Consider the following 11903-nt stretch of genomic DNA (forward strand, 5'->3'; position numbering starts at 1 on the left):
ACCTTCTCCCGCAGGCAGGAGAGGGCGGGTGATTTCTGCGGGAACGGCATTGCGTTCTGATCGCATCATGCTACCGGCAGACTCAGCACTCGATGACGTTCACCGCCAGGCCGCCGCGGCTGGTTTCCTTGTACTTGTCCTGCATGTCGCGGCCGGTGTCGCGCATGGTCTTGATGACCTTGTCCAGCGAGACCTTATGCTTGCCGTCGCCGCGCATGGCCATGCGGCTGGCGTTGATCGCCTTGACCGCGCCCATGGCGTTGCGTTCGATGCATGGGATCTGCACCAGCCCGCCGATCGGGTCGCAGGTCAGGCCCAGATTGTGTTCCATACCGATTTCCGCGGCGTTTTCGATTTGCCCAGGATTGCCGCCAAGCGCGGCAACCAGGCCGCCGGCGGCCATCGAACAGGCCACGCCCACTTCGCCCTGGCAGCCGACCTCGGCACCGGAAATGGAGGCATTTTCCTTGTAGAGGATGCCGATGGCCGCAGCGGTGAGCAGGAAATCGAAGATGCGTTGCTCGGAGGCACCCGCACAGAAACGATCGAAATAATGCAGCACCGCCGGGATGATGCCGGCCGCGCCATTGGTCGGCGCGGTGACCACGCGGCCACCGGCTGCATTTTCTTCGTTGACCGCCAGTGCATACAGGTTGACCCAATCCAGGGTGGTCAATGGGTCGCGCATGGCCGCTTCCGGCTTGGATGACAGTTCTCGGTACAGCGCCGGTGCGCGCCGCGAAACATTCAGGCCGCCGGGCAGCGTGCCTTCCTGGCGGATACCGCGCTCCACGCAGGACTGCATTGCATTCCATAACTCGCGCAGGCCCGTATGGATCTCGTCTTCGCTGCGCCAGCTCTTTTCGTTTTCGAACATCAGCGCGGCAATGCTCAGACCGCTGCGCGCGCACTGCGCCAGCAGTTCGTCGCCACTGAGGAACGGGTAGGGCAGCGGCGTTTCGTCGGCGACAATGCGATCGTCGGCAGCGTCGTCCTGGTTGACCACGAAGCCGCCGCCCACCGAGTAATAATCGCGTGTGGCGATCACCGCTTCGTCGGCGTCGTATGCGGTAAAGCGCATGCCGTTGGTGTGGTACGGCAGCTTCTGCCGCTTGTTCATCGGCAGGTCGCGCTTTTCGTCGAAGCTGATTTCGTGCTGGCCCATCAAGCTGATGCGCTTGCTGGTACGAATGCGCTCCAGCGTGGCCGGGATGATGTCCGGGTCGATCAAGTTCGGGCGGTGGCCTTCCAGCCCAAGCAGCACCGCCTTGTCGGTGCCATGGCCCCGGCCGGTTAGAGCGAGCGAGCCGAACACTTCGGCGCGGATACGCACCACGTCCTGCAGGCGCCCGGCGTCGAGCAGCCAGCGATGCACGAAGCGCTCGGCGGCGCGCATCGGCCCCACGGTGTGGGAGGAACTCGGACCGATACCGATCTTGAACAGGTCGAACGTACTGACAGCCATGCGTGCCGGAGAGGTGAGCGTAAAGGCCGCTATTCTAGTCGTTCGGCGATTGCGGCACGGCTGCAGCGCAGCATGAGACCTGTTCGATGGCCCTGACCCTGTACCAGCGCGACGATTGCCACCTCTGCGACCAGGCCGTGGAAGTGCTGGCGCAGGCGCGTGCCGGCGATTTCGATAGCGTGTTCATTGACCACGATGCGGCGCTTGAGGCCGTTTACGGCGCGCGCGTGCCGGTGCTGCGGGATGTCGGCGGGCGCGAGCTGGAGTGGCCCTTCGACAGCGCGCGGGTAAGCGTGTGGCTGGATGACGTAAGTCGCTGAGAGGCCATTGCGGCGATGCAAGCGCCCTAACCGCGTGGTAGTGCAGTGGGTCAACGGTCCGGGCGGCGCATCGGTGGCGCCCCCGACATGACCACGGTTGGCTGTTCCGCGGTGTCACTCGAGCTGCGGGCATAAAAAAGCGGCGGACCCGACGAGGTAGTCCGCCGCGCAGTGGCTGCGTCCGGTTGCGGCCTGTGGCGTTACTTCGCCTTCAACACGACCTTGGTGCTGATCGCGGTTTCGTTGGGAATGGTCTTGGTATCGGCCCAGTCGCCGCCGCCTACACCGAAGTCCAGCCGCTTGACCACGGCCTTGCCCGCCAGCACCGGCTGCGCGCCAGGTGTCCAGGTGAAGGTCAGCGTGACCGGCTTGCTGACCCCGCGCAGTTCCAGGGTGCCATCGGCGGCGTACTGGTTACCACCCAGGGCACGGAACTTGTCGGCGCGGTAGCGCGCAGTGGCGAACTTGGCGACGTTGAAGAAATCCGGGCCCTGCAGGGTGGAATCGCGGTCGTTGTTGCCACTGACCGCGCTGGCCAGCGGAATGCGCACGTCGAGCTTGGCGCCGGCAAGGTTGGCCGGATCGAAACTCAGCGTGGTGTCGAAGCCGGGGAACTTGCCGGTGAACACTTCGCCGTCGTATTTGCTGGCGAACACCAGGCTAGAGCCCGGCGCCTGCACGTAATCGGCGGCGCGCACCGGCGCGGCGGCGAACGTGGCAACCAGCGAGGCCGCGACCAGCATCGGAGAAACGAACAACTTGGACGACATGGGAAATCCTTATGGTTTGGGGGAGAGCCAGCCGCGCGGCACCATCCGCGCTAGGGTGGCATCACGCTGGAACAGGTGGTGGTAGAACGCAGCGCCGGCATGCGCCAGCACCACGGCAATCAGCAACCAGAAGCCCCACTCGTGGATGAAGTGCGCGGTGGCGCGCAATTGTTCGTCCGGCGGGCTGAGCTTGGGCACATTGAACAGGCCGAACCAGCGGAACGGCCGCAGGCCGCTGGTGGAGTCGTATAACCAGCCCGACAGCGGCATGGCGAAGATCATGGCGTACAGCAGCCAATGAGTGAGCCCGGCGATGCGCTCCTGCCAGCGCGGCGTGCCGGCTACCGGCGGCGGTGCGCCTGCGTAAATGCGCCAGCCCAGGCGCACGATCACCAAGGCCAGGACGGTCAACCCAACTGACTTGTGCGCGGTGTACACCCAGAAGTATTTCGGCGTCTTGGGCAGCTCGCCCATGGTCAGACCGACGATCCCCAGGACCAGGATCAGTAGTGCGATCAACCAGTGCAGGGTCTGGCTGACACCGCCCCAGCGTTCGATGTTCTTCAGGCTCATGTTCCCGATTCCTTGCTGGCTGCGGTGTCCGGCGCCGTCGGCGCTGCTTGAGGCTCGGGCGTCTCGTCGTCGGCGCGGCCTTCGCGCACGGCTTCGGCTTCGATGCGCAATTCCACACTGTCGCCGATCATCGATTTCCATGCATCGATCCCGAACTCCGCACGGCTCAGCGTGGCGGTGGCGGAGAAACCGGCGGTGCGACGGAACGGCGGCAGCGGATGGCGCCTGAGCGCGTTGAGGGTGACGTCCAGGGTGACCGGGCGGGTGACACCGTGCAGGGTGAGATTGCCGGTGACCTTGGCGTGGTTTTCGCCGCTGGCCTCCACGCGCGTGGAGACGAAATGCGCGTCGGGAAAGCGCTCGGCGTCGAGTAGGTTACGTGCCAGGGTGGCCTGGTTCCACTTGGCATCGCCCAGGTCGGCGCGGTGCAGCGGCACGGTGACATCCAGCCGGGAAGCGGCCCAGTCGTCCGGGTCGAAGACCAGCGTGCCGCTACTTCCGGAAACAGTGCCCAATGCCTTGGAAAAGCCGGCATGTTCCACCGCGAATAGGACCCGGGTGTGGACCGGGTCCAGCGCGTAGCGGACCGGTGCGGCGGTAGCGACCAGGCTGGTCAAGGCCAGGGCGGGCAAGAGCAATAGGCGGGCGAGGGTCGTCATGGGCGAATTCTAGACACATCCCGGCAATGCGCGCTTGGCTTGCGCTCGCAACGATCCGTTGCGAGCATGCTGGCTGGACGTGGAAGGGACTCCCACATGCGCTTACTCATCGTGGTGCTGGCTTTGCTGTTGGTGATATCGCCATGCGCGGCAAAGATTCCGGAAGTGCCGCGCTTTCGGATCGTCGGACCCAGCGAAGGATTGCCTTCGACGATGGTGGTTGCCATCAGCCAGGACCGTGCCGGCTACCTGTGGCTTGGAGCACTCGACGGTCTGGTGCGTTACGACGGCGCAGGATTCAGGACCTGGCGCCACGATCCGGCCAACCCTGCATCGTTGCCTTGCAACGCAGTGCAGGCATTGCATATCGATGCGCAGGACCGGGTCTGGGTGGGGTGCGGCAAGACGTTGAGTGTCTTGGACGCCGGCCGCAGCGGCTTTCGTCACTATCGCGCTATCGACTATCCATTGCTGAAGAACGGCGAGATCTTCAGCATCGCCACATTCGATGGCGCTATCTGGGCCGGCACCACCACCGGTGCGCTTGTGCGCATCGATGCCAGTGGACGGATGTCGTCGGTGAATCTGGGCGAGCTTGAGGGCGCACTGGATCAGGCCATGGTCATGAACCTGGCAGTGGATGATCGGCACCGCCTGTGGATCGGTACCAGCAATGGCCTGGCCTATTACGACGGCAATCGACTGCGTCGCCAATACATCCCGGACGAACCGAACCGGCAGTCGGCCGTCTTCGGCCTGCAGTGGACCGGCGACCGTTTATGGCTGGGAAGCGAATCTGGATTGCATGTGCTGCGGGCAGACGGTCTCTGGCAGCCGCTTGCCTGGTCAACGATGTTCGGCAACGGGAATGAATTTTGGGGGGCAGTGGCTGCGCCGGATGGCGAATTCTGGCTGGGCAGCGGACGCGGTCTGTGGCGTACACGCGGCGAACGTCCACCGGTGCCCGCCTTGAGCGGCGAGGGGCCATTGTCGCGCCGCAACGTGATCGGTTTGCTGGGGGCAGCCGATGGCGGGCTGTGGGTGCCCATGCATGGCACCGGGCTGGGATATCTGCCAGCCGACTGGAAACGCAGTGCCGTGCTCAAGCCCGCGGTGCCAACGGGCGATGCGATCTACTGCAACCTGGCGGCCGCCCAGCGCTCCGGTGGGTTATGGCAGGTCGATGCGCAGGGGCGTCTGTTGCGCGTGGATCCGAGTACCGGCGATTCGTTCCAGACAGGCCTGCAGTCGCCGCAGCTCAAAGGGATGGAGTTGGTGTCGGCGCTGGAAGATCGTCTGCAACGCGTGTGGCTGGGGAATTTGAGTTTTGGCCTGTCGCGGATGGATCTGCGCACCGGTGAGTTCATTCATTGGCCGTCCGATGGGCCTGAGCCAACGTCGGCGTTGTCGGCACCCGAATGGATCAGCGAGCATGGCGACACTGTCTGGATGGCCTTCATCGATATGGTGCAGCAGCGCGATCTGCGCAGCGGCAAGGTCTTGCAGCGGATCACCCAGCAAGACCTGCATGGCCTGCGCGCGATCGACATCCAACAGCTGGCGCAAGGCCCCGACGGACGCGTATGGGTAGCCGGCGAGGGCGGCATGTTCGCGTGGGACGACGCCTCGCACAATTTCGTGCCGGTGGCAGGGATGGAAGGAGCGCAAATCCAGGCATTTGCCAGCCCGTCTGCGGAGACGGTCTGGGTCTATCGGGCTTCCGGTGCAGAGCAATGGCAAAAGGTTGCAGATCGCTGGACGCGGGTCCGTCAGGTGGGCGAGGCGGATGGGCTGAGCGGGTTCGATGCCTCTGCCATGCAGATCGACCCGCATGGCCGTGTCTGGATTTCCAGTTTGCGCGGGCTGTGGCGGATTGACCCCTCGGTGCATCCTGCGCGGGTCCGCAATATCGGCACGCGCGATGGCTTGACCAGTCAGGAGTTCATCCAGCATTGCCTGTTGATGTCCGGCGATACCTTGATCGGCGCAACCAGCGATGGCTCTACCGTACTGCTGGATACCGCAATGCCGGACGTTGCGCCGTTTGTCCCAGCGTTGCAGCTGGAACATGTCAGCGTGCTGCGCAATGGCGCACGTATCGCCCTGCCAATGGATCGCCCGTTCCAGCTGGGCCCGGAGGACCGTCAGCTGCAGGTCGTCAGCCGCTTGTTGTCGTACAGCGACCCGCTCTCCAATCGGTATCGCAGCTTCCTGAAAGGCTTCGACACGGACTGGCAAACAACAGGCAACTCGGGCATCCGCGAATTCGCCAGCCTGCCTGCTGGCAACTATGAGCTCGCGCTGCAGGGCATCGATCCGCTGGGCAATCGCTCGCAGGTGCGTTCGCTGCAGTTTTCGGTCAGGCCGCCATGGTGGCGTAGCGATATCGGTATCGCGTTGATCTGTTTGTCGGGATTGCTGTTGAGCGCCTTGCTGGCTGCGGCCTATCGCCGGCGTATTCGTCTGCGCGCGCAATGGCAGCTGGCGCAACACAAACGCGAGTTGGCCGAGCAGGCGTCGCTGGCCAAGACGCGCTTTCTAGCAACGTTGGGCCACGAGGTGCGCACGCCAATGACCGGCGTATTGGGCATGAGCGAGCTGCTGCTGCAGACCCCACTGGATGGGCGCCAGCAAGGTTATGCGAGCGCGATCCAGCTGGCCGGTAAGCACCTGCTGCGTCTAGTCAACGATGCGCTGGATTTGGCCCGGATCGAAGCAGGCAAGCTGCCACTGGATTACCGCGATTTCGACCTGCGTCAGTTAGTTGGGCAAGTGGCGGAACTGGTGCGCCCGAGTGCCGAGCAGAAGCAGCTGGCCTTCCACTGCGAGCTTGACGATGCATTGCCGCCTGCCTTGCATGGCGATGCCAGTCGCGTACAGCAGATCCTGTTGAATCTGCTGTTCAACGCAGTCAAGTTCACCGAGCGCGGGAGCGTCCACCTGCACATGACGGCGCTGCCGCAGCACACGCAGCAGGGCATCCGCGTGGAAGTGTGCGACACCGGGCCGGGCATGAGCGCCGAGCAGCGCGGGCGGCTATTCCAGCGTTTCGAGCAGGCCGAAGGCGCGCTCACGCTTGCGCGGCACGGCGGCAGTGGCCTCGGGCTGGCGATCTGCCGCGAACTTGCGGCGGCCATGGGCGGCTCAGTGACGGTCAGCAGTGAGTTGGGGCAGGGCGCGTGTTTCGTGGTTGAGCTGCCGCTGCGCTGGGTGTCCACGTTACCCGCTGTCACGCCGTCTGCAGTGCGCACACCGCCTCTGCACGCGCAGGCGCCGTTGCAGTTGCTGCTGGTGGAAGACGATGCGACCGTGGCGCAGGTGATCGTTGGCCTGCTGCAAACGCGGGGGCATCACGTCACCCATGTATTGCATGGTCTCGCAGCGCTGGCCGAGGTCAGTACGCGCAGTTTCGATGCAGGGTTGTGCGACCTGGATCTGCCCGGTCTCGACGGCGTAGCACTGGTGGCGCAGCTACGCGCGCGCGGCGTGCGCTTCCCGATTGTGGCCGTGACCGCGCGTGCCGATGCCGATGCCGAACCGCAGGCGATGGCCGCAGGCTGTCATGGATTTTTGCGCAAGCCGGTCACCGGCGACCTGCTCGCGCAGGCGTTGGCGCGGGTGCTTGCCGACGTCGATAAGGGAGAGAGCGGCAGTGAGGCCGGCGGCGCTTAGGTCGGCGTGGAAGGCGATCCAGGTGCGCACCAGGCGCGATGCGTTGGCACTGTCTGTCCGGCGGTGCAGACGGAAAACGGGCGGAGACCCCAACCCAACCAGTGTCACGCGCGCGCAGGCACCTGCGGCATGGTCAGGCCAAGAGGGTGGTCGCGCGCTGGGCTGGCTGCCACCAGCACTAGATCCACCACCACGCTGCCAGCCACCGTCTGCAGCCAATGAGTGCTGTGTACCGGGTACAGTGCAGTCCCAACAAGGGCGCGCGTGGGTGCACACGCGGCGATGGGGACAAGGATGACGATGAAGACCGTGCTGTTGTCGGTGCTGGCCGTGCTACTGCTGTCGATCGGCCTGGATGCGGCGGCGGTGAATCAGATCGAGACCCCGCGCATGCGCCGGTTCGGTGCGGCCGAGGGCCTGCCCTCGCGCATGGTGCTGGCACTGGCGCAGGACCGGCAAGGCTATATCTGGGCGGCGACCAGCGATGGCCTGGCACGCTACGACGGCATCGGGCTGCAGGTATGGCAGCACGACCCGCATGTCGCCAGTTCGATTCCGGGCAACGAAGTGGAAACGCTGTTTGTCGATGATCGCGATCGGGTGTGGGTTGGCGTCAACGGCTCGCCACTGAGCATGCTGGAGACCTCGCGCGCTGCATTTACGACATTCCCCAACGTCGGCGCAGCGTGCGATGGACAAGTCTGGGCGCTGGCGCAGGCACAAGGTGCGATCTGGATAGGAACCAGTCATGCCGGACTTTGCCGGCGCGAAGAAAGCGGCCGGGTGACGGCGTTCCGTGCCACCCTGGATGCGGCTGATGGACTGCCCAGCAACACCATCATGAGCATGGTGACCGATGCGCGCGGCCGGCTGTGGATCGGCACCGATAACGGGTTGGTGATGCGCGACGGCGAGCGCTTCGTGCGCATCGCGCCAGACCGACTGAGTACGTCTGTTTTCAAGCTGAGCAAGGATGCCGACGGTACGTTGTGGGTCGGGACCAGCGAGGGGTTGTACAGGGTGACACCGGCTGGTGAGCTGGAGCGTGCCCCTTGGGCGGGGGCCGATGTCGTACGTGCCGCCACCGTGGTGCACGATGTGCACGGCGGTTACTGGATTGGTGCCGCCGATGGGTTCTTTCGGGTGGCGCCAGGAGAAGCCACGCTGCGCGTTATGGAAGGCGATCGTGGCAGCGGCTTTCTCACCGCACATAGCGGCGTGCTCGATGTGATGCAGGACCGCCAGGGCGGGCTATGGCTCGGGCTGATTTCGCAAGGCGTCGCGTATCTCCCGCCGGATTGGCGGCGGTTCTCCACCCTTCTCGAAAGCCAAGGCAAGCCGCTGGAGAGTTTGTACCTGGTCAACGCCGCCGCAGACGGTGACAGCTTCCTGGTAACGACCGGCGAAGGGGTGTACCGGCTGGGCAATGACGGCGAGCTGGTACCGGTACTGCACAGCGATGCATTGGGGGGCGGCACCGTGCAGTCGGTGCTGCCGGCCGGGAACGGTAGTCTGTGGATCGCGCTGCGCGATGGCGTTACGCGGTATACCCCGGCGACTGGGAAGAAACGCAAGCTTGCGATGCAGATTGGCACTTCCGCCACGCATCGGGTGGAGCTGATGACGCCCGGCATCCATGGCGAGTTCTGGATTTCGATCGTGGAAGGTGGCGTGCAGCGACTTGCGGCGGATGGACGACTGCTGGCCACGTTCCGCTTCGGTACCGATCTGAGCGAAGTCGGCGGCATGGTGCAGCAATTGACAGTGCGGCCGGATGGCACCGTCTGGGTCGCAGCCGGTGATGGCTTGTGGGTCTGGCAGGGCGAACGCTTTCGCGCTGTGATCAAGGACGCCACTTCAGAAGTCTATGCGCTGGCCTTTGTTTCGCCACGCGAGTTCTGGGTTGGGCGTTCCGGTGCGTTGGAGCGCTATGGTTGGGACGGACAACAGGCGCGCCTGCTGGAGCGGATTGGACACGAGCACGGTCTGCCATCGACCGAGATACGTGGCCTGGCATTAGGCGCCGCTGACACGGTATGGGCCACAACCTCGCGTGGCCTGTTCGTTTACAAGCGCGGCCAGCCGCAGGTACGCCGCTTCGGTCCGCGCGACGGTCTGCCGGATAGTGAGTTCTCGATGCGTCCTCCGGCCATTGGTCCCAATGGCCAGGTGCTGGCGCTGACGACCAGCGGCATTGTCTTATTCGATCCATCGCGTCCGTATGCACCGGCGCCGTTGGCGCGTCTAGTGATCGAGTCGGTGCAGGTGCGGCGTAACGATGCGGAGCGTCCGCAGACGATGGCGCATAACGGGCCAGTGATCCTGCAGGCGCGCGATCGCGATCTGCGCATCAGTGCGCGGCTGTTGTCGTTCGTCGATCCCGCCTCTGCGCATTATCGCTATCGTGTGACTGGCTACGACGAGGGCTGGGTGGAGCAGGGCGCCAGCGGCGAGCGCGTGATCTCGCGGTTGCCGCCGGGCGATTACCGCATCGACGTGCAGGCGCGTGCCGGCGATGGCGACTGGGTCGCCGCACCAGCGCTGCAAGTGCAAGTACGGCCGCCGTGGTGGTTGAGCAAGGCCGCGCGGCTGGCGGCGGCAGTGCTGTGCATGCTGCTGCTGTGCGTGGTCATGAGGGCCAGGAGAAAACGCGCGCGACGTCAACAGGAGTGGGTGCTGGCCCAGCAACGACAACAGCTTGCCGAGCAGGCGTCAATCGCCAAATCGCATTTCCTGGCAACGCTCGGCCACGAAGTGCGTACACCCATGACCGGCGTGCTTGGCATGAGCGAGCTGCTGCTGGCCACGCCGTTGAATGCCAAGCAGCGCAGCCATGTCGATGCGATCCGTAATGCCGGCACGCATCTGCTGCGGTTGGTCAACGATGCACTGGATCTGGCGCGCATCGAAGCAGGCAAATTGGAGCTGGTGCAGCAGCCCTTCGACCCCGCGCAGCTCACTCAGGAACTTGCCGATTTCATGCATCCCATCGCCGAAGCGCGCGGCTTGCGTTTTCAGTATCGCAATCGGTTGTCCACGCAGCTGGTCGTGGTGGGCGATGCCACGCGCGTACGTCAGATCCTGATCAACCTGCTGGGCAATGCGATCAAGTTTGCCGAGCGCGGAGAAGTGTCGCTGACCCTCGGCCAGTACGGCGACACCTTGCGCTTCAAGGTGCGCGATGCCGGCCCCGGCATCGGTCCGGAACAGCAGAAGCGTTTGTTCCAGCGCTTCGAGCAAGGCGAGGGCGCGCGCACCCGTTTGCGTTATGGCGGCAGTGGATTGGGACTGGCGATCTGTCAGGAACTCACCGTGGCGATGAAAGGCCGAATCCGCGTGCGTAGCCGGCTGGGGGTCGGCACTCAGTTCACCGTCGATTTGCCGTTGCCGATCGATCGTTCCGGCACGCGTATCGCCACCGCTCAGGTGCAGGCGCTTGCAGGCGAGCCATTGCGCATCTTGCTGGTGGAAGACGACCCGACCGTGGCCGAGGTAATCAGTGGCCTGTTGATCAATCGAGGCCATCGCGTGGTGCATGCCGCGCATGGGCTGGCGGCATTGTCGGAGGCGGTGGATGGCGGTTTCGACGTCGCGCTACTGGATCTGGATCTTCCTGGGTTGGACGGTTTCGCCCTTGCATCGCAACTACGCCAGCTCGGTCACTGCTTCCCGCTGCTGGCAGTCACCGCACGCGCCGACAGCGCCGCCGAAACCCAGGCGCAGGAAGCCGGCTTCGACGGATTCCTGCGCAAGCCGGTGACCGCCGATTTGCTGGTGGAAGCTATTGCGGCTGCGCGCGGTGCGGCAAATGCACGAGCGGTAGTCGCTGATGGCGCTGCATCAGGCGTATTCGAGTGAGGCAAGGCGTGCTTGCTCACGCACGGCGCGACCCGCACTATGCGGCGACCTGCAGTGAAATGTTTATGTCACGCCTACGCCTTGGTCCCGCTTTCGGTCACAACCTTGTTGCACTGTGGTTGGTTCTATTGATCACAGCGGTGCCCGTGTTTGCCTACGCGGCAGTACCAACCACTCCTGTGGATGGTTTCGCCTTGGCACGGCAACTGCGCGCTTTCGGCTACCAGATGCCATTGATCGCCGTGACCGCACGCTCCGATGAAGCCGCCGAGCCGAACGCACAGGAAGCCGGCTTCGACAGCTTCCTGCGCAAGCCGCTCACCGGCGACATGTTGGCCGACACCATCGCCGAGGCGTTACGCAGCAAGCGATAACACGCTGTGCGGATGCCCTGTCATCGAAGCTGGCGCTAATTGGGCGGCATGCGATGCGTTCTTCCGGCGACGGGGTGTCGAGCCGCGATGCAAGGTCGCGATTATTTCGAGAGGCCAGAAGGTCATCTGAGGGAAATGCACTGTTGGGTCCGCTGCGCGCCACCATTGCGGGATGGCGCGGGCTTGCCGATGACGCGACCGCAAACTTCCTG

7 protein-coding genes and 1 pseudogene are annotated in these 11903 nt (G+C 64.5%); 4 read left to right on the top strand and 4 right to left on the bottom strand.

Features of this window, described 5'->3' with window-relative positions:
• Positions 1-82: 82 nt before the first annotated feature.
• Entirely contained in the window at positions 83-1465 is a 1383-nt protein-coding gene (locus tag M0D43_RS17665; protein ID WP_252162407.1) for an L-serine ammonia-lyase, read from the bottom strand.
• Between the two features lie 86 nt (positions 1466-1551).
• Here M0D43_RS17665 and M0D43_RS17670 point away from each other — a divergent pair, with 86 nt between their 5' ends.
• Positions 1552-1785 (top strand): glutaredoxin family protein, encoded by a 234-nt coding sequence (locus tag M0D43_RS17670; protein ID WP_252162408.1) that lies wholly within the window; start codon positions 1552-1554, stop codon positions 1783-1785.
• A gap of 200 nt (positions 1786-1985) precedes the next feature.
• On the opposite strand, the gene M0D43_RS17675 is transcribed toward M0D43_RS17670, so the two are convergent.
• The 3 genes from M0D43_RS17675 to M0D43_RS17685 are packed head-to-tail and all read right to left on the bottom strand — an operon-like array spanning position 1986 to position 3787.
• Entirely contained in the window at positions 1986-2555 is a 570-nt protein-coding gene (locus tag M0D43_RS17675; protein ID WP_101361712.1) for a YceI family protein, read from the bottom strand.
• A 9-nt stretch (positions 2556-2564) separates the two neighbouring features.
• Positions 2565-3128 carry a cytochrome b gene (locus M0D43_RS17680; protein WP_260807411.1) on the bottom strand — a complete coding sequence of 188 codons (564 nt, stop codon included), beginning with the start codon at positions 3126-3128 and terminating at the stop codon, positions 2565-2567.
• Complete coding sequence (locus M0D43_RS17685) at positions 3125-3787, bottom strand: YceI family protein (protein WP_252162411.1); 663 nt, start codon at positions 3785-3787, stop codon at positions 3125-3127. The genes M0D43_RS17680 and M0D43_RS17685 overlap by 4 nt, the downstream gene beginning before the upstream one ends.
• 96 nt (positions 3788-3883) lie before the next feature.
• Between M0D43_RS17685 and M0D43_RS17690 the strand changes: the two genes are divergently transcribed.
• The 3 genes and pseudogenes from M0D43_RS17690 to M0D43_RS22215 form a co-directional block, all read left to right on the top strand.
• A complete protein-coding gene (locus M0D43_RS17690) occupies positions 3884-7459 on the top strand; it encodes a hybrid sensor histidine kinase/response regulator (protein ID WP_260807412.1) in 3576 nt (1191 codons plus the stop codon).
• Positions 7460-7759: 300 nt separating this feature from the next.
• Positions 7760-11317 (top strand): ligand-binding sensor domain-containing protein, encoded by a 3558-nt coding sequence (locus tag M0D43_RS17695; RefSeq protein ID WP_260807413.1) that lies wholly within the window; start codon positions 7760-7762, stop codon positions 11315-11317.
• A gap of 179 nt (positions 11318-11496) precedes the next feature.
• Positions 11497-11691: pseudogene (locus tag M0D43_RS22215) on the top strand (response regulator); the annotation flags it as partial.
• Positions 11692-11903: the final 212 nt, after the last annotated feature.

Source organism: Xanthomonas prunicola (genome assembly GCF_025266575.1).
Taxonomy (GTDB): Bacteria; Pseudomonadota; Gammaproteobacteria; order Xanthomonadales; family Xanthomonadaceae; genus Xanthomonas; species Xanthomonas prunicola.